This window comes from Duganella sp. CY15W, from assembly GCF_009857555.1.
Classification (GTDB): Bacteria; Pseudomonadota; Gammaproteobacteria; order Burkholderiales; family Burkholderiaceae_D; genus Rugamonas; species Rugamonas sacchari.
Map to the genome: position 1 here is coordinate 640,550 of NZ_WWCQ01000003.1, position 17,174 is coordinate 657,723.

Sequence of the window (17,174 nt, forward strand, 5' to 3'; positions counted from 1 at the left end):
CCATCTGTTACGGTCTCGTGCGCTCGGCCACCAGCGCACGCGTCCGTTTCAGCGTTGAGAGCAGCGCGGTTTTATAGCCGCCGTCGCCACTCATCCAGGCCTGTTCCGCCTGCTCTTCCGGGCCGTCAGCTTGCTTGCCGCGCAGGCCGAGGTAGCAGTAGAAGCGCAACTGCAATGCGCCGCTGGCATCTTCAAACAGCTCGTTGATGATGACGCCTTCACGCGGGCCGCTGGCCTGGAAGAAGGATACTTTTGTGCCTTCCTCAAAGCTGATGATCTCGCGCAGATCATCGCCTGCAATCGTGGCGACACGGACGATGTGGGTCGCGCTTTGTTCCACTACATCGCAGCGCGTGCACAGGCCAGGCGGCAGGAACTGGCGCGCATCGCGCGCCTTGAGTACCAGACCATCCCACACTTGTGCGCGTGTCAGCGGCGTTTCTCCTTCCGGGTTCACTGGCACCGTAGCAGTCGCATAGATCATGCTGTTGCTCCCTGGACGATTTCGGCAACGTAGTTGCGGTAGGTACGCAGTGGACGGCCCAGCATGGCGGTGAGGCGTTCGACATCGCCCGCCTCCGGCACCATGCCGTCGCTGATGAAACGGTCGGTCATCAGGCGCATGTCGTAAGCCATCCAGCCGGGCATGAAGTTGCGCAGGTTGTGTTCGAAGGCTGCGGTGTCGTCACCGGCGTAGCCGATCGCGCGACCCAGCACTGCGGACCAGATGGCGGCCGCATCCGTGCCGGTCAGGGTGTCGGGACCGACGAGGTTGATGCGTTTGAGCGGCATGGCGCCGCTGGCGTTGTGACGCTCAAGCAGCTCGATTGCGGCGATTTCCCCGATGTCGCGCGCATCAATCATGGCCAGGCCTTGGCTGCCAATCGGCATCGGGTAGACGCCGTATCCCTGCACCGCATCCTTGATGGTCAGCTCGTTATTCATGAAGTAGGCCGGGCGCAGGATGGTGGCGCTAAAGCCCATCTGTTCAATCATGCGCTCGACGCCGAATTTGCCGGCAAAGTGCGGCACGTTGACATAGCGGTCGCTGTGGATGACGGACAGGTAGACGACGTGCTTGACCCCCGCTTCTTTGGCAACATTCAGCGCGATCAGGGCCTGGGTGAATTCATCGGGCACCACGGCATTCAGCAGGAACAGCGTGGAGACACCGTGGAAGGCGCTGCGCAGAGAGTCTGGATCAAGCAGGTCGCCCTGCACTACGCTCACGCTAGCCGGGAAATCGGCTTTGGCAGGGTCGCGAACCAGGGCGAGGACGTTGGCGCCGCGCTGGATCAGTTGGTCGATTACGTTGCGGCCGATATTGCCGTTTGCGCCGGTAACTAAGATGGTCATGTTGTGCTCCTCAGTGGTTGGTAGATGCTTCCCATATTAGGTATTCCATTAATGGTCCGAAAGACGGTATATTTAGACAGACTGTCTCAATAGTGGAACATATGGATTTACTTGCACTGGTCGATTTCAACCTGGTTGCCCGGCATGGCGGGTTCGGACGCGCCGCGCGCGCCACCGGCCGTCCCAAGGCGACGTTGTCGCGCCGCGTGGCGGAACTGGAAAGCAGCCTGGGCTTGCGGCTGTTCGAGCGCGGCGCACGCATGCTGAAGCTCACGCAGGAAGGCAAGGCGCTGCATGAACGAACCAGCGGTTTGCTCAATGAGATAGAGCAAACCGCTACGGCCATCGCCTCCGGCGGCGACAAGCCGCGTGGCCGCTTGCGGATCAGTGCGCCGATGCTGTTCTCGCAGGCGGCGATGGGCAAGCTGGCTGCCGGTTTCGCGCTCAGATATCCGGAGATCCGGCTGGAGGTGACAACCGAGGACCGACCCGTCGATATGGTCGAGGAGGGGTATGACCTGGTGATCCGCGTGAATCCCGATCCTGATGAAAGTCTGATCGGGCGTATTTTTTTACACGACCGCCTGGTGGTCGTGGCAAGTCCGGGCCTGGCGCGGCCGGCCGACAACACCGCCGTGCCCGCTGTCGTGCGCGGAGACAGCGGCCAGCCCACCGTCTGGAAGATGACGGGCAGCAGCGGAAAAAACAGCATCGCCGTTGAGCCAGTGCTTTACCTGTCGTCGCTGTTCATGGTGCGCGATGCCGTGCGCGCAGGCGTCGGGGCGGCACGCCTGCCGTTGTCGCTGGTAAGCCATGATCTGACCGACGGACGGCTGGTCAGCTGGGGCGATCTGGATGCCCCGCCAACCGCGCTATGGGCGCTCTATCCCTCACGCAGGCTGCTGAGCACGCGCGTATCGGCCTTCCTGGATTTTTTAAAGCAAGCCTTTCCCGATGGTGCGCCGGAGGAACTGGCTTCCTACATCAACAGCTAGGGCTTACTTGTCCAGCACCTGCATCACTGCCGCGACAATGGCGGCGGGTTCTGTCTGCGGCACTTCGATGACCTTGATGTCGCCGAACGGTTTGCGCGCGGTGCGGAGCTGGTTGGCGCTGGTTTCCAGGCTGTCCAGTTCGGACGCGTGAGCGCGCCAGTAGGTGGGCTTTAATACCTGGTTGGCCTGGGCGGCGGCGAGGGCCGGGCCGATTTCGCCGTTGATGCCGGTTGCTGGATAAGCGCAGACGGGATCTTTCTTGCCTTGTTCGGCGGCGTTCAGGCAGGCCAGGGCGGCGTCGAGTCTGGCGGTGCGGTCGGCGGGCAGGGTGTCTTCGTGCATGGCGTTGACCAGCACCAGGCCGGTGACGTTGTTGCCGCGGCCGCGTAACGCAAAGTGCTGGGCGATCATGGCGCCGTAGCCCGCGCCAACCACCACGAACGGTCCGTCCACATGGCCGTTCTTGAGCAGGAAGTTGAGGTCCTTGCTGGCGTTGGCTACCGTCGAGGCACGGATGATGGGATCGCTGGAACCCATGCCGCCACGGTCGTACACGCAGGCGCGCGTGCGTTTGCCGACTTCCGGCAGTACCGCCGACCAGTCCCATCCCGCGCGTCCCAGGTCCGCTTCAAACACCACGGTCGGGGTGCCCTTGCCGGTGCAGTACAGATTGAGCTTGCGGCCGCCGACATCGACTTTGATTTGGGGGCCGGCCAGGGCATCCTGTCCTGCCGGTGGTGCTGCGTGAACGCTGGCGCTGGCCAGCAACAAGGCCAAAGCCGAGAGCGTAAATTTGATCATGGTCGCGATAAGGTGAATGGCGCTGGCGTCGGCTGGCCGGAAAGATGCTGCCGATATTACTATTGATGACTGCGCGGAACAAGCCACCTCAATTGGCGCTGATGCCGTACTTGCGCAAGATGCGCGCAGCGCTGCCGTCGGCGCGCAAGACTTCCATGGCGGCGCGCCATTTGCGGCCTTCTTCTTCGGTGAAGTCGAGTGAGCCGGCCAGCCACACTTCGTTTTGCTGGAACACGGGACTGAAGTCGAATTCGTTTTCTTTGTTGCCATCGAGATGGGTGGCGCTGCGCTGGGTATCTTCGGCGCCGTAGCTGGCGTCGGCAATGCCTTTCTTGACCATGCGCAGGCATTCGCGGACGGTGGTGCATTCCGAAACATCGGTGAAGCCAGCCTCCAGCAGCAAACGCTTGTAGGGTGTGCCGCGCAGCACCGTCAGACGCGCGCGCTTGAGTGCGGCGGTATCGGCGAGGTCATGGCTGCCGTGCAGGCCCACAAACACAAAGCGCTGCCTGACCAGCTTCACCAGCCAGCGATAGCGCGTCTCGCGTTCATCGTTGCGGGTTACGGGCAGGATCAGGGTGCGTGGCTTGAGTGACGCGGTGGCCAGTGCGCGCGACCAGGGATAGAACTCCACGTCCATGGGTATGCCCATGTGTTTGCCCAGCTCTTGCGTGAGCTCCACCAGCGCACCCGGCCCCGGCCCGCCGGCTGACATCGCATATGGCGCCATTTCGCCCACCACCAGTTTGAGCGGCGGCGCCGGATCGGCTGCGATGGCCGCCAGCGGCAGTAGCGCACAGCCTAGCGCCAACACGCGCCGTCTTGTTACGTGCATCCTGTCTCGTCTCCATGTAAGGGCAGGCGCAACAGGATGCACGTACCCTGGCCCGGCGTGCTCTCCAGCGACACCTGGCCTTTCATCAGATTGATCACCATGCCATGCACGCTGGCCAGCCCGAGGCCCATGCCCGTCTGGCCAAGCTGGGTGGTGTAGAACGGATCGAACACGCTGGCGACGTGTTCCTCGGCGATGCCGCAGCCGTCATCCTGCCAGCGTATCAGCACCGCGTCTTCCACCAGCTCGGCGGCGACGCTGATGAGGCCCTGGCTGCGGCCGGCAAATGCGTGCAGCAGGCAGTTGTCCAGCAGGTGCTGGAACACGATCTGGCAGGTGCCCGGATAGCCATACATCCACAGCGCGTCAGGCGCCGTCACGGTCATGGTGACGGCGCGCGCGCGCATCGTGTGTTCCCAGTGCGTGCGGAAGAAGTGCAGGCGTTCGCTGAGGTCAAAGCGGCCACCGCTTTCCTGCGCGGCATTCACGGACAGGCCTTTGAAGCGCTCAACCAGCTCGCCGATTTGCGACATGGCGCGTTCGACCAGCGTGCCGCCCTGGGTGACGCTGTCCAGCAGTCCGTCCAGCTGGCTGCGGCGCAGCGCGCCATCCTTCAGGCTTTGATGCAGTTCAGCGGCGCGTTCAGTGATCGCGCTGGCGGCCACGCGTGCATTGCCAAGTGGCGTGTTGAGTTCATGCGCCATGCCGACCACCAGGCGCGATAAGCCCAGCTGCTTTTCCTGCTGCATCAGCGATTGCAGCGCTCGCGCCAGTTCGGCGCTGCGCTCGCGCACTTTCTGCTCCAGCTCATCGTGGGCTTTTTGCAGCGCGGCTTCTGCCGCCTGGCGGACTTCCACTTCACGGCTCAGTTCCTGATTGCGCTGCATGAGCGAGTTTTCCAGCACCGTGCCGTGCTGCGCCAGCAGCGCGTTCTGGTACAGCAGCTGCGGGCGCTCCATCACGGCGCTCAGTGTCGCGCCGAGCGAATTGGTCAGCTCGCGTTTGTGCTCGCGCTCATTGGTCACCTGCGTCATGCAGGCTTCCAGTGCCTGCTCCAGATGGCCCCAGCGGCGGCCGTAGCGGCGTATCGCCATCAGGCTGATTTCACGCAGGCGCGAGGTGTTGAGCGGATCGCTTTTGATCCAGCCGTCATAGTCCAGCAAGGCCTGCCAAGCGACAGCCGGTGCGCCCTCCACGCATTGGTTCAGCAGCTCGCACAGATGCAGCCAGGGTTCCCAGTAGCCGTCGTAGCCGAATTGCGCGTGCAGCTGGCGCAGATAGTGGCGGCAGGCGTCCGGCATTTCGCGCGTGGCGCAGACGATGGAAAGATTGAGCAGCGCCAGGCATTCCTGCGAGCGCAGCTTGTGTTCGCGCGACATCTTGAGGACCTGCTCGCGGCGCGCGGAGCAGGCCTGCCAGTGCGGCTCCGCTTCGGGCCGATCGATATTTTCCAGCGCCAGATAGTAGGACGACGAGGCCGAGTAATCGAGCAGCATGGTGTGGATAGCCGGCGTCAGCGTTTCCGGCCGCGACAGCATGTCGTCGCAGAACGCATGCAGCTCCTCGTGCATTTCAGCGCTGAGCATGACGCGGCAGCGCGCCGCGCGCGTTTGCACCGCCAGTGCCGGCAGCGCGCAGCGTTCGTAGAGTTCGGCGGCCTTGGCCAGGCTGTCCAGCGCCGCATGATGCAGGCGCAGGCGCATCTGCACCCAATGCAGAGCGCGCAGCGCGGCGGCCTGGGCCAGTGGATATTGCGCCGTCTGCGCCTGCAGTTGCAGTTCTTTGGCAGCGATGAGGATGGCGTCGGCGGAGTGGTGCAGGTCAGCCGCCTTGGCCAGCAATTCGAAGGCTTGCAGCTCCAGCGCCTGCGAGGCGTTCAGCTTGAGGCTGCTGAGCTCCAGCAGCGTGGTGCGGAAATGCGTGAGCTCGTGCGCCATCAGACATTCGCGCAGTATTTGCAACTGCGCCTCTGCATCGGCGGCAGCGCGCGCGGCGACCTGGGTTTGCTCTTCTGATTCTGTCATGAGACTGCCTCCACAAGCCCAGTATCCCATACGTCCTTGCATTTGAGCAGCTGACATTGCCGTCAATACGACAGTTGTTTCATTTCCGTGAGGTTTACGCCGCAATCAAATCGGCAACATTAACCATCTACTAAAATGCAGCGCTGTCTTCGATGGCGCGCACGTCCTGCATGGCGGCCACCAGGTCGGTCAGGGTGAGCGCTTCCTTGAGCGGAAAGCCGTCTTCCAGCGCGACCACGGCGCCATCGGCAATGCTGCTGTCCGCCTTGTTGGGCGTATGCGGCATGTAGGCGAATTGCGGGAAGCGGGTCTGGCCGCGCTCGGCGATGTCATGCAAGGTGCGCGGTGCCGCGCGCAGCAGGCCGTTGCGGACGCGGCGCTGGCGTTCTTCGGCGCGCTGTTTCAGCTGTTCGGACAGCTGGGCGATTTCTTCGGTGAGGCGGTCGGACTCGGCCTGCTGGGCGTGGATTTCATCGTCGCTCAGCGCTTCTTCCCACTGCGTCAGCTTCAGCAGGCCGCGCTTGTGCATGGTCTGGCGCTGCAGGTCGATTTCCAGCGTGGAGTAGCGTGTCTTGTGGGCTTCCAGCGTCTGCTGAACGGCCGCATCGCCATTCGCGCGATGCCATTTGTCGTTGAAGTCGAACACCAGGCCGTCAAAGTAAAAATACATGGGCAGCGTGTGCGGGGTTTCCAGCACCTGTTGTGGCGTCATGTTCCAGCGCTGGGCCAGTTCGTCCAGCGTAAGAGTAAGAGGTTCTATCGTAGGCATGCCGCCATTCTCGCACGCCGATGCACTGCGATAAAGCGGCAGACAGTAAAATGCTGGTGTTGCTGTATCGGAGTATTTGACGATGATGTATTTAAAAGTACCGTTCGCGGAAAAAGAAGAGGCCAAGGCGCTGGGCGCGCGCTGGAACAATGAGCGCAAATCCTGGTATGTGCCGGAAGGGAAAGATGCGGCGGCATTTGCGCGCTGGCTGCCGCCCGGCGGCGCCGACTTTGTGCCGGCGATTGCCGCGCCATCGCTGAAGTCGCGCCCGGTAATGACCGACTCGTATGCTGGCAAGCCGGTCATCGGCCGCCACTATACCGACCTCCAGCACGACTGCGATCCGTTCGAGGTGTGCCCGGTCTGCGCGCCCAAGCTGGCCAGTTCCGGCTGGCAGGCGGCGTATGACGATGTTGCGAAGATGCTAAAGGTGTTGCGGGCAGCGTAGTGTTCTATTTACAAAACAGGCGGGAAATGCAATCCTCGCCTGATGAACAGCACGACCCTGCAGCCCATTTTCCGCACTGAGAATCGCCCCACGATTGCGGTGCAGCGCTTTCGCCAGCCGGCCGATATTTTTGAGGCGCTGTTCCAGAGCATCCAGGGCGGCGAAACGCACGCCCGCCCCACGCTGGACTTGACGCCAGACTCTCCCTTCCTGCCCTTCCTTGAGATTGGTTATGCGCTGCGTGCCTGCCTGGAAAAGCCGGCGCGTCACGACTACCTGCTGCAACGCCTGCGGCCGCATCTGAGTGTCATGATCGGCTCGCTGCCGGCCAGCATTCTGCCGATGGGCATGTTGCCCAAGCTGGCGCCACTGCCCGGCTTCCGCAGGCTGGAAGACATCGGCGATGACGAAATCCATGACTGGCTGATCCAGGAGGGAGGGCTCATCTACGGCGAAATGCAGCGTTTTGAGCTGGAAAACTATTTTGATGCCGTCAAACCGTTTCTGCCGCCGGGCGGTGTGATGGTCGATCTTGGCAGCGGCCTGGGCAAGGTGGTGATGACTGCTGCGCTGACGTTGCCGTTTATCCGCTGCGTTGGCGTGGAGTTGCTGAATTATCGCCACCGTTTGGCGCAGGAGCGCCTGGTCCGGTTGCTGACGCTGGCGCGCCAGGGTGTGGACGCCTTGCCCGAACGCCTGACGCTGGATACCCCGCTGAAACTGCCATCGGGCGTCATGACCACGGGCCATCATCTGCTGGAGCTGGGCGCGCGCATTGCGTTTATCGAAAACGATATGTTCAAGGTAGATGTGCGTGGCGCCAGCCTGGTGTTCTTGTACAGCACCTGCTTTGGCCCGCTCATGGACGCCATCAGCGACAAACTGGCGCGCGAGTTGCCCGAAGGCGCGCTGGTCAGCACCACCACCTATCCGATCAAGCATCCGGCATTCCGGTTGCTGCAAACGTATGCTCCGGGCACCTTGTCCTGGACTAGCGTCATGATTTATCAGCGCGTGGGGCCGCAAATGGCGCAGCCGGCTTCCGAAGCACGCTATTTGCACCAGCCGGACATCGACGCCTGGGAAGCCCGCGTGCGCGAAGAGCTGGCCGCCATGACTGGGAGAATGTAATGCCGCTGGCAATTCTGATATCCGCGCTGTTGGCGATACTTGGCTCCACGTTGGGCGGAGATGCGCTGTGGTTACACTATATTTTCAAGCCGCTCACAACCTTGCTGGTGTGGGCCATGGTGTGGCGTGCGACTGCAACTGCGGATCCGCTGTACCGCAAGGCGATCCTGGTGGCGCTGCTACTGTCGCTATGCGGCGATGTCTTCCTGATGTTGCCGATGAAGCTGGGCTTTGAGCTGGGACTGGCCAGTTTTCTGGTTGCGCATCTGTTCTTTTTGCGCGCGTTCACGCGCGATGCGCCCCTGTTCGGCAAGCGTTTGCCGCTGATACTGCTTTTGGGCTTGAGTCTGGCAAATCTGCTGGTGCTGTGGCCGGGTGTGGGCAAGGGCTTACAGATTCCTGTCGTGGCTTACATGGTGTGTCTGGTGGCGATGACGGCGCAGGCCGTGTCGCGCGGGCTCAGCCTGGGCACCGCCAACGGCCGGCTGGCGGCCTGCGGCGGTGTGGCTTTCCTGATTTCCGATACCACGCTGGCGTACAACAAGTTTTATGCGCCGTTGCCGGCCTCCGCCTTGCTGGTACTGGGCACCTATTATGTAGCCCTGTACCTGATCGCGCTGTCGGTCAAATCTGCATCAGCCACTTACGCGCGGTAGCGATCAGGCTATCCGACAAGGCCCGCGTGAACGGGGTCTGGATATCCCACATATGCCAGACCAGCGGCACGTCCAGCCACTTGCCGGGCGCCAGGTCAATCAGCGTACCTTCCTTGAGCTGCCGCCCGCATTGCTGGATAGGCAACATGCCATAGCCGAATCCTGCCTCCACAAAGCGCACAAAACCGTCTGAACTGGACAAGGTATGGTGCGGGTAGCGGCCCGTGTAGCCCGTGTGCTGGGCAATAAAGCGGGTTTGCAGCATGTCCTTGCGGTCGAAATTCATGACCGGCGCATGCTGGACTGCTTCCGCCGTCATGCCATGCGGGAACCAGCGGGCGGCGAATGCCGGGGTGGCGACGCAAAAATAACGCATCACGCCGAGCGCGGTGACGGTGGTGCCGGCGACCTGGGCGGTTTCACTGGTCACGCAGCCGAAGACGCGGCCTTCGCGCAGCATAGTCAAAGTGTGGTCCTGATCGTCCAGACGGATTTGCAGCATGCAGTCGCCATTGGCCATGAGCGGGCTGACGGCTTCCTGCAGCCAGGTCGCGGCACTGTCGGCGTTGACCGCAATGGCAATTTCCGGCCGGGATTCGGCGTCGCCGGGACGCTTGGCCAGTGCCGATTCCAGCAGACGGACCTGGCGGTAATGGGCGATCAAACGTTGTCCGGCTTCGGTCGGCGAGGGGGGCTGGCTGCGCACAATCAGCAATTCGCCAGCGCTGTTTTCCAGCATGCGGATGCGCTGGGAGACCGCCGATTGGGTGATCGACAGCGCGGCAGCGGCCTTGTCAAAGCTACCATAATCGATCACGGCATCCAGCGCCGCCAGTCCGCGATAGTCTATCCGGCTCATTAGCTCACCTAATGTTTGGCAAATAATATTAATTATACTTATCTTCTGAGGAGCCGTAATCTGGCGTCTTTTTACAGCCGGGGAAGGCCATGGAAGTGACTGCTTTTTTAAAAGGCATCGGTTTGGGCGGGAGTTTGATCGTTGCCATTGGTTCACAAAACGCTTATTTACTCAGGCAGGCGTTGAAGCGTGAGTTTGTATTTACTTGCATCGCCATTTGTATTGTCTGCGATGTGGTGTTAATTGCAGCAGGTGTTGCCGGTATGGGGCAGCTGATAACCGAGGCGCCATCGTTATTATTCTGGATAAAAATAGCCGGCGCCGCGTTTTTATTCTGGTATGGCTTGCGTGCCGCACGTTCTGCTTTAAATCCTTCTGCGATGTCGGCAGCGGACAATAATACAGCGCCAGATCGCCGTACGGTCATTGCCGCCATGCTGGCATTCAGCCTGTTAAATCCCCATGTTTATCTGGATACCGTGGTCTTATTAGGTTCGATAGGCGGGCAGCAGGCAGGCAATGGACGGCTATATTTTGCTCTGGGCGCAATGTTGGCATCGACCATATGGTTTAGCAGTCTGGGACTTGGCGCCCGATATTTGACGCCGATATTTTCCCGGCCCGGTGCTTGGCGGGTTTTGGACGGCATTATCGCGCTGGTGATGTGGGTGCTTGCCGTATCGCTGTTTCTCTAGGCTTCAAGCTCAAAACTGGCAAGTACATGCTAATTTTTAGCATAAAATACCCTGCAAAACGCAGTTGTGCCAATCGGCAACACTTGTGTTGCCAAGATGCCGCTTGCAGCTGAGTTCGGCTTACAATGGCGCTAGTCACCTTGAAACAGCGCCGTGCGGCGCCGCATGCCAATGAGCGCAGACCCTGGCTATCTCACAGCGATGGTGGTGGAATTTTCCGCCGATACCATATTAAGTGCATTACTGATTTTCCTTTGGCTCATGCAGCGCAAGGAAAAACATGCGCTATGCTGGGGCATAGGGCAATTGGCCATCATGGCTGGCGGCGTGTTATGGTTTTCCGGAACGAATATAATATCGCTGCCCTTGCGTATATATTTATGTGGGCTGTTTTTAACGCTGGCCATGGCCAGTTATTGGAGCGGCACCTTATTCTTTATCGGTAAATTACGTGCACCGCATGTGCGCTGGATGGCACCTGGCATATTGGTGCTAAGTGGTGCTTTTTATTTCCTGTGGAGTTCAAATACCGGCTGGCTAGCGCCTGGTAGCGCTGCTGCATTAGGCCTGGTCATGCTATGGGCCGGTGCACAATTACTCAATATTCATCACCGCTATCGTTTATTGGGCCTGGCCTTGATATTGCGCGGCGGATTTAATCTGCTGAGCGCGGCCAGCCTGAATCCCGATTTGTATGTGGTGTGGTTTGTGGTCACCAGCCTGCTCAAACTGGTCGTCATGCTGGGCCTGATCTATGCCGTGCAAGATGAAATTCAGCAGCGTTACGCGCGCACCATCGACAGCCTCAGTCATGGTTTTTTGATACGGGACCGGCGCGGCTACATCCACGTTGCCAATGAACGTTGTGCAAAGTTGCTGGGATTTAATAGCGCGCAGGAACTCATCGGTTTGCACGTTTGCGACCTGCTGCCCAACCTGACGCGCGACATGGCGGATCAGTATTTCCGTCTGTTTGAAACCGACGGCGTGCCCTATCCAGTTACCAATACCGCAACATTGAATTTGCGGAATGGCACCAGGCTGCCGGTTGAATTGCTGGGTTCGCCATACTTCGAGCGCGGCCGGTTGTATTGCCTGGTGCAATTGCTGGATATCAGTGAACGCAAAAAGAAGGACGATTTGCTGTACCAGGCGGCCCGGATCGATCCCGTCACCGGCTATTTCAACCGCCACGCTTTGTCTTCCGAGTTGATGCTTGCTTTGGAGAAAGCCACCAGCGCGGGCCGCGAATGTGCAGTGCTGTTTATTGACCTGGACAAATTCAAGCGCGTTAATGATTCCTTTGGCCACGCTGCTGGCGACCAATTGTTGCTTACCGCCGCCCACCGGCTGCATCGTCTGCTGCGTCCGGTCGATGTGCTGTCCCGTTTCGGCGGGGATGAATTTATTGTCATCATCCCGGATCTGATGCCGGGCCGCGCCGAACAAATGGCCCTCGATTGCGCGACCGAAATTATCGCCGCCATGGGCAAAGGCTTTGAAGTGTCCTACCACGCGATCAGCGTCACGGCCAGCATAGGCATCGCATGCTATCCAACTCACGGTAGCGATAGTGAAACCCTGATACGGAATGCCGACATTGCCATGTACGAGGCAAAAAAAGCCGGCCGTGGCGAGCTGCTGATTTTCAACGATGCCATGACCGCAGTGGCCAAGGACGGCCTGGTGATCGACGGCGCGTTGCGCGGCGCCATCGCCGCCAACGAGTTTTACCTGGTTTATCAGGCCATTACCAATGCCAATACAGGCAAGATGACCAAAGTAGAGGCGCTGCTGCGCTGGAACAGCTCGCTGCTGGGGCCAGTGCCGCCAGACCGCTTTATCCCGGTCGCGGAAGACAGCGGCATGATTATCGAGCTTGGCACCTGGGTGCTGGAGGAAGCGTGCCGCCAGATGGGAAGCTGGAAGCAAAGTGCGCTGCGCGAGGTGACCATCAGCATCAATGTCTCGGCCTGGCAACTGGCTGACCCGCAATTTGTCACGCTGGTATCGCAGGCGCTGATGCGCAATGGCCTGTCGCCACACCAGCTGGAACTGGAACTCACCGAGCGCGTGCTGATCGAGGACGCGGCCAATGTGCAGGCCGTGCTGGCCCAGCTGCGGGCGCTGGGCGTGAGCGTGTCGCTGGATGATTTTGGTACCGGCTATTCCTCGCTGAGCTATCTGACCCAGTTCCACCTCAACACGCTGAAGATCGACCGCGCGTTTGTGATGGATATTGAGCATAGCGAACGCAGCAACAGCCTGGTGCATGCCATCATCGCCATGGGCCACAGCCTGGGGCTGCAACTGGTGGCGGAAGGCGTGGAGACGGCGGGCCAGGCGGAGATCCTCGAAAAGATGGGTTGCCACTATCTGCAGGGCTATCACATCTCGCGGCCGGTGCCGCCGGATGAGCTGCTGCGCTTTGCCGGCAACCGCGTCAGCGCCGCGCCGCAGCCTTACTCGAACTTTGCTATTTAGTAGCCGCTGCGGCTTCGGCCGCAGTGGGCACTTTCTGCGCCGCTTCTTCCGGGGTCAGTATCCAGATGCGGTCGATATTGCCCATGCCATCCACCGTGTAGTTGACCACCAGGTCCTTGCCACGCAAGGCTGCAGGCATCTCAATCCTGTTGTCCTGATTGAAGATGCGCGCGGCGGGCGATAGCTGGCGCGCCTTGCCATCCAGCGTGATGTCGGGGAAGTAGCCCGGCGTGAATTTGCCGCGCAGGATGTTGGCAGGGAAGGGACGGTCGATGGCCAGTGCTGGCACGGTGACCAGCACGGCCAGCAGCAGTGCAATCAAGCGTCGCATCGCCCCTCCTGTTGAAAATGTCAGCTTACCCCAGTGTGGCAAACATCGCCAGCACCGCCAGCGCCATCACGCCCGTGCACAGCCAGCCCAGCACGCGCAGGCGGCGTGAAATCACGAACGCGCCCATGACCGCAGGCCGCACGGCCAGCAGCATGACCACCACCATCACCGGCACCGCAATCACGCCATTGACCACTGCGCTCCAGTACAGCGCCTGGATCGGATCGATCGAGGTGAAGCACATGGCGGTGCCGACCAGCGTGGCGCCAATGATGATGGCATAGAACTTCCTGGCGCCAGACAGTTGCAGCTCCAGGCTGTTTTTCCAGCGCATGGCGCCTGCGATGGCATACGCGGCCGAGCCAGCCAGCACCGGCACCGCCAGCAGGCCGGTGCCGATGATGCCCATGCTGAACAGCGCAAACGCGAAGTCGCCCGCAATCGGCCGCAGCGCTTCTGCCGCCTGGGCCGAGGATTCGATATGCGTGATGCCATGCGCGCCCAGCGTGGCCGCCGTGGTCAGCATGATGAACATGGCCACCAGGTTGGAGAAACCCATGCCGGTCATGGTGTCGATGTTGATGCGTTTTAGCTGGTCGCAGGCCTGGTCGGTGGCGTGCTTGAGCGGCTGCGCGTTGGGATCGGCGCGCAAGTCTTCCACTTCCTGTGAGGCCTGCCAGAAGAATAGGTACGGGCTGATGGTGGTGCCAAAAATCGCCACCACGGTGGTGATGTAATCCTTGTCCCAGCTGATCGAGGGCAGCACCGCCGAGCGCATAATTTCCAGCCACGGCAGCTTGAGCGTGAGCGCCGTGGCCACATACGCCAGCAGCGCCAGCGTCAGCCATTTGAGCACGCGCACGTAGCGCTGGTAGGGCAGCATCACTTGCAGCACGGCCGACAGCACGCCGGCCGCCGCCGCATACCAGTGCGCGCCGCCGCCCACCACCAGGCTGGCGGCCTGGCCCATGGCCGCGATATCGGCCGCGATGTTGATGGTGTTGGCGGCCAGTAGCAGCGCGACGATGCTGTACAGCAGCCAGGCCGGGAAGTGGCGGCGGATATTGGTCGCCAGGCCGTGTCCGCTGACGCGGCCGATGCGCGCGCTGATCGCCTGGATGCCCACCATGAGCGGATAGGTCAGCAGCAGCGTCCACAGCATGCCGTAGCCGAATTGCGCGCCAGATTGCGAATAGGTGGCGATACCGCTGGGGTCGTCATCGGCGGCGCCGGTGATGAGGCCGGGGCCGAGTTTGCTGAGCCAACTGGTATTGGTGCTGGCGCGGGCCTGCCCGGCGACCGGGGGCGCTGGCGGTGTAACGGTTTCTGTGTCCATGGTGTCTCCTGTCTGGCCCATGCTAGGGCGGCCAGCGCCACACTTCCGTGCGCAGACGTACTCAGGCCGACACTGAGACTACGTGAATAAGTGTTGCCATGTCATCAATATGTCACACAGTGGTCATCCCCGCGTCATATGGGCTTCCTACAATCTTGCCAGTTAATTTATCACCAACCTAGCAAGAAAGAACAACAACCATGTCACAGCGCTTCCCTCTGAAACCTATGTGCCTGCTGGTCCTGCAAGCACTGGCTTGCCACGCTTACGCGGCTGATCCTGTTGACGCTGCTGCCGACGACAGCGCAGCTGTCGCCGCCATGGCCGGTCCGGTGCAAACGGTGGAAATCACCGGCCGCGGCCAGTCGCGCCAGGTGCAGAACATCAACAAAGCCGACCTGGCCGAAGCGCTGCCAGGCACCAGCCCGCTGAAAGTCCTGGAAAAACTGCCAGGCGTGAACTTCCAGTCGTCCGATCCGTTTGGCGCCTACGAATGGTCGACCCGCTTCAGCATCCGCGGCTTCAACCAGAACCAGCTGGGCTTCACGCTGGACGGCATTCCGCTCGGCGATATGACCTACGGTAACAACAACGGCCTGCACATCAGCCGCGCGATTTCGTCGGAAAACATCGGCAACGTCTCGGTGTCGCAAGGCGCGGGCGCGCTGGGCACTGCGTCCTCCAGCAACCTGGGCGGCACTGTGCAATTCTTCACGCTGGCGCCTACCGATACGCGGGGCCTGACCTTCTCGCAGACCTTCGGCAGCGATTCCACCTCGCGCACCTTTGCCCGCGTCGACACCGGCCTGATCAACGGCGTGTTCAAGGCTTCGCTGAGCGGCACCCGCCAGCGCACCGACAAGACCAAGGGTTCGGGCGGCCAGGACCAGGATCAATGGAACTCGCGCTTCGTGTTCAACTTCGGCGAAAACAGCCTGACCGGTTTCCTGAACTACTCGGACCGCAAGGAAATCGACTACCAGGATATGTCGCTGGAAATGATCAAGCGCCTGGGCTACAACTGGGACAACTACCAGCCTGACTGGAACCGCGCCGTGAACGCCGCCAAAGGTATCTTTACCGGCGGCGTCAACAGCCTGGACGATGCCTACTACTCGGCCGGCGGCCTGCGCAAGGACACCCTGGGCGGCCTGACGCTGGACCTGCAGCTGACTTCCAGCCTGAACCTGAAAACCACCGTCTACCACCACGACAACAAAGGCCAGGGCCACTGGTACACGCCGTACGTCAAGACCGATGCCAACAACCCGATCTCGCTGCGCACCACCGAGTACAGCATTGGCCGTGACGGCATCATCAGCGACGTGACCTGGGAAATGGGCAACAACACGCTGAGCGCCGGCCTGTGGGGCGAGCGTAACAACCACACCGCCAGCCGCAACTACTACGGCGTGACCGGTCCGGCCGACACCATGTACTACCTGAGCAACCCGTTCGCCACCGACTGGAAGCAGAACTTCATCACCACCACCTCGCAGTACTACGTGCAAGACACGCTGGCGCTCATGGATGGCAAGCTGAAGATCAACGCCGGCTTCAAATCGCTGGACGTGGACATCAAGGCCACCAACCTGGTCGGCACCCGTGCCGCCGGCACCCTGAACGCCGAGAAGAAGTTCCTGCCGCAAGCCGGCTTTAACTACGCGCTGTCCAGCGATGACGAAGTGTTCGGTTCGGCATCGAAAAACATGCGTGCCTTCCAGCCGGGCGTGACCGGTCCGTTCTCGCAGACCCAGGCCGCCTACAACGCGGGCGTCGGCACCCTGAAGCCGGAAACCTCGGTCAATATCGACCTCGGCTACCGCTTCAAGCGCGACAACCTGCAAGGCTCGCTGGCCGTGTACAACGCGCGCTTTGACGACCGCCAGCTGAGCGTAGCCACCTGCGCCGGTATCGTCGGCTGCCCATCGACCCTGGTCAACGTGGGTAAAGTGGACACCAAAGGTGTGGAAGCGATCGCCGTGTGGAAGTTCAACCGCGAAATCAGCTGGTTCAACTCGTACACCTTCAACGATTCCAAGTACAAGTCGAACTACATGGACGGCACCAACCTGGTGGCCGTCAGCGGCAAGACCGTGGCCGATGCGCCGCGCCAGCTGTTCAACACCGAAGTGTCGTATGAAACCGGCGCGTGGTTCGCGCGTGCAGGCGGCAAGTACACCGGCAAGCGCTACTACACCTACATGAACGACGCTGGCGTGCCATCGTTCTGGCTGGCCAACCTGTCGGCCGGCTACAAGATGAAATCGCTGGACTTCGTCAAGGATCTGACGCTGCAAGTCAACGTCACCAACCTGTTTGACAAGCAGTATGTGAGCACCATCGGTTCGAACGGCTTCCAGGCTACCGACCCGAACGGTACTGCACAGACCCTGCTGACCGGCGCGCCACGCCAGGTATTTATCACCCTGAGCGGCAAGCTGTAAGTATCAA

The 17,174-nt window shown here is 61.0% G+C and carries 16 protein-coding genes; 7 read left to right on the forward strand and 9 right to left on the reverse strand.

What is annotated here, in order from left to right; all coding sequences use genetic code 11:
- Positions 1-7 precede the first annotated feature (7 nt).
- Positions 8-484, reverse strand: coding sequence for an AtaL-like protein (locus GTP58_RS17930; RefSeq protein ID WP_161078592.1), 477 nt, complete (start codon positions 482-484; stop codon positions 8-10).
- Positions 481-1,356, reverse strand: a complete 876-nt coding sequence (locus GTP58_RS17935; RefSeq protein ID WP_161078593.1) for an SDR family oxidoreductase — start codon at positions 1,354-1,356, stop codon at positions 481-483. Before GTP58_RS17935 ends, GTP58_RS17930 begins: the two co-directional genes overlap by 4 nt.
- A gap of 101 nt (positions 1,357-1,457) precedes the next feature.
- On the opposite strand from GTP58_RS17935, the gene GTP58_RS17940 reads away from it, so the two are divergent.
- Complete coding sequence (locus tag GTP58_RS17940; RefSeq protein WP_161078594.1) at positions 1,458-2,351, forward strand: LysR family transcriptional regulator; 894 nt, start codon at positions 1,458-1,460, stop codon at positions 2,349-2,351.
- 3 nt (positions 2,352-2,354) lie between these two features.
- Here GTP58_RS17940 and GTP58_RS17945 read toward each other — a convergent pair whose 3' ends face one another.
- The 4 genes from GTP58_RS17945 to GTP58_RS17960 all read right to left on the reverse strand — a co-directional run bounded on the left by GTP58_RS17945 (position 2,355) and on the right by GTP58_RS17960 (position 6,780).
- Positions 2,355-3,152 (reverse strand): alpha/beta fold hydrolase, encoded by a 798-nt coding sequence (locus GTP58_RS17945; protein ID WP_161078595.1) that lies wholly within the window; start codon positions 3,150-3,152, stop codon positions 2,355-2,357.
- Positions 3,153-3,240: 88 nt separating this feature from the next.
- Complete coding sequence (locus GTP58_RS17950) at positions 3,241-3,987, reverse strand: ABC transporter substrate-binding protein (RefSeq protein WP_161078596.1); 747 nt, start codon at positions 3,985-3,987, stop codon at positions 3,241-3,243.
- On the reverse strand, positions 3,978-6,011 hold the full coding sequence (locus tag GTP58_RS17955; protein WP_161078597.1) for a sensor histidine kinase: 2,034 nt from the start codon (positions 6,009-6,011) through the stop codon (positions 3,978-3,980). The genes GTP58_RS17950 and GTP58_RS17955 overlap by 10 nt, the downstream gene beginning before the upstream one ends.
- Before the next feature lie 130 nt (positions 6,012-6,141).
- Entirely contained in the window at positions 6,142-6,780 is a 639-nt protein-coding gene (locus GTP58_RS17960) for a hypothetical protein (RefSeq protein WP_161078598.1), read from the reverse strand.
- Positions 6,781-6,862: 82 nt separating this feature from the next.
- Between GTP58_RS17960 and GTP58_RS17965 the strand changes: the two genes are divergently transcribed.
- Genes GTP58_RS17965 through GTP58_RS17975 form a run of 3 tightly spaced genes read left to right on the forward strand, consistent with a single transcriptional unit; the run spans position 6,863 to position 9,015 of the window.
- Positions 6,863-7,228: a DUF5710 domain-containing protein gene (locus GTP58_RS17965; protein ID WP_072788745.1), complete on the forward strand. Its 366-nt coding sequence runs from the start codon at positions 6,863-6,865 to the stop codon at positions 7,226-7,228.
- Positions 7,229-7,270: 42 nt separating this feature from the next.
- On the forward strand, positions 7,271-8,359 hold the full coding sequence (locus GTP58_RS17970; protein WP_161078599.1) for a histone methylation protein DOT1-like protein: 1,089 nt from the start codon (positions 7,271-7,273) through the stop codon (positions 8,357-8,359).
- Positions 8,359-9,015 carry a lysoplasmalogenase gene (locus tag GTP58_RS17975; RefSeq protein ID WP_161078600.1) on the forward strand — a complete coding sequence of 219 codons (657 nt, stop codon included), beginning with the start codon at positions 8,359-8,361 and terminating at the stop codon, positions 9,013-9,015. The genes GTP58_RS17970 and GTP58_RS17975 overlap by 1 nt, the downstream gene beginning before the upstream one ends.
- Here GTP58_RS17975 and GTP58_RS17980 read toward each other — a convergent pair.
- Positions 8,984-9,874: a LysR family transcriptional regulator ArgP gene (locus GTP58_RS17980; protein WP_161078601.1), complete on the reverse strand. Its 891-nt coding sequence runs from the start codon at positions 9,872-9,874 to the stop codon at positions 8,984-8,986. The genes GTP58_RS17975 and GTP58_RS17980 overlap by 32 nt on opposite strands.
- Before the next feature lie 89 nt (positions 9,875-9,963).
- Between GTP58_RS17980 and GTP58_RS17985 the strand changes: the two genes are divergently transcribed.
- Together GTP58_RS17985 and GTP58_RS17990 are read left to right on the forward strand one after the other, a co-directional pair.
- A complete protein-coding gene (locus GTP58_RS17985; protein ID WP_161078602.1) occupies positions 9,964-10,569 on the forward strand; it encodes a LysE/ArgO family amino acid transporter in 606 nt (201 codons plus the stop codon).
- Between the two features lie 405 nt (positions 10,570-10,974).
- Positions 10,975-13,053, forward strand: coding sequence for a bifunctional diguanylate cyclase/phosphodiesterase (locus GTP58_RS17990; RefSeq protein WP_229215625.1), 2,079 nt, complete (start codon positions 10,975-10,977; stop codon positions 13,051-13,053).
- Here the strand turns inward: GTP58_RS17990 and GTP58_RS17995 are convergent.
- The gene (locus GTP58_RS17995; protein WP_161078603.1) at positions 13,046-13,384 is read right to left on the reverse strand and encodes a hypothetical protein; all 339 of its coding nucleotides are present in this window, start codon (positions 13,382-13,384) and stop codon (positions 13,046-13,048) included. The genes GTP58_RS17990 and GTP58_RS17995 overlap by 8 nt on opposite strands.
- Positions 13,385-13,409: 25 nt before the next feature.
- Positions 13,410-14,720, reverse strand: coding sequence for an NRAMP family divalent metal transporter (locus tag GTP58_RS18000; protein ID WP_161078604.1), 1,311 nt, complete (start codon positions 14,718-14,720; stop codon positions 13,410-13,412).
- A 200-nt stretch (positions 14,721-14,920) separates the two neighbouring features.
- Here GTP58_RS18000 and GTP58_RS18005 point away from each other — a divergent pair, with 200 nt between their 5' ends.
- Positions 14,921-17,167 carry a TonB-dependent receptor gene (locus tag GTP58_RS18005; RefSeq protein ID WP_229215626.1) on the forward strand — a complete coding sequence of 749 codons (2,247 nt, stop codon included), beginning with the start codon at positions 14,921-14,923 and terminating at the stop codon, positions 17,165-17,167.
- Positions 17,168-17,174 lie beyond the last annotated feature (7 nt).

What these genes read in the sequence shown, in the direction of transcription:
- GTP58_RS17935 (WP_161078593.1), bottom strand. Translation starts at nt 1,356, where the DNA reads ATGACCATCTTAGTTACCGGCGCAAACGGCAATATCGGCCGCAACGTA.
- GTP58_RS17940 (WP_161078594.1), top strand. Translation starts at nt 1,458, where the DNA reads ATGGATTTACTTGCACTGGTCGATTTCAACCTGGTTGCCCGGCATGGC.
- GTP58_RS17955 (WP_161078597.1), bottom strand. Translation starts at nt 6,011, where the DNA reads ATGACAGAATCAGAAGAGCAAACCCAGGTCGCCGCGCGCGCTGCCGCC.
- GTP58_RS17985 (WP_161078602.1), top strand. Translation starts at nt 9,964, where the DNA reads ATGGAAGTGACTGCTTTTTTAAAAGGCATCGGTTTGGGCGGGAGTTTG.
- GTP58_RS18000 (WP_161078604.1), bottom strand. Translation starts at nt 14,720, where the DNA reads ATGGACACAGAAACCGTTACACCGCCAGCGCCCCCGGTCGCCGGGCAG.
- GTP58_RS17965 (WP_072788745.1), top strand. Translation starts at nt 6,863, where the DNA reads ATGATGTATTTAAAAGTACCGTTCGCGGAAAAAGAAGAGGCCAAGGCG.
- GTP58_RS17995 (WP_161078603.1), bottom strand. Translation starts at nt 13,384, where the DNA reads ATGCGACGCTTGATTGCACTGCTGCTGGCCGTGCTGGTCACCGTGCCA.
- GTP58_RS18005 (WP_229215626.1), top strand. Translation starts at nt 14,921, where the DNA reads ATGTCACAGCGCTTCCCTCTGAAACCTATGTGCCTGCTGGTCCTGCAA.
- GTP58_RS17980 (WP_161078601.1), bottom strand. Translation starts at nt 9,874, where the DNA reads ATGAGCCGGATAGACTATCGCGGACTGGCGGCGCTGGATGCCGTGATC.
- GTP58_RS17970 (WP_161078599.1), top strand. Translation starts at nt 7,271, where the DNA reads ATGAACAGCACGACCCTGCAGCCCATTTTCCGCACTGAGAATCGCCCC.
- GTP58_RS17950 (WP_161078596.1), bottom strand. Translation starts at nt 3,987, where the DNA reads ATGCACGTAACAAGACGGCGCGTGTTGGCGCTAGGCTGTGCGCTACTG.
- GTP58_RS17945 (WP_161078595.1), bottom strand. Translation starts at nt 3,152, where the DNA reads ATGATCAAATTTACGCTCTCGGCTTTGGCCTTGTTGCTGGCCAGCGCC.
- GTP58_RS17930 (WP_161078592.1), bottom strand. Translation starts at nt 484, where the DNA reads ATGATCTATGCGACTGCTACGGTGCCAGTGAACCCGGAAGGAGAAACG.
- GTP58_RS17990 (WP_229215625.1), top strand. Translation starts at nt 10,975, where the DNA reads ATGGCCAGTTATTGGAGCGGCACCTTATTCTTTATCGGTAAATTACGT.
- GTP58_RS17975 (WP_161078600.1), top strand. Translation starts at nt 8,359, where the DNA reads ATGCCGCTGGCAATTCTGATATCCGCGCTGTTGGCGATACTTGGCTCC.
- GTP58_RS17960 (WP_161078598.1), bottom strand. Translation starts at nt 6,780, where the DNA reads ATGCCTACGATAGAACCTCTTACTCTTACGCTGGACGAACTGGCCCAG.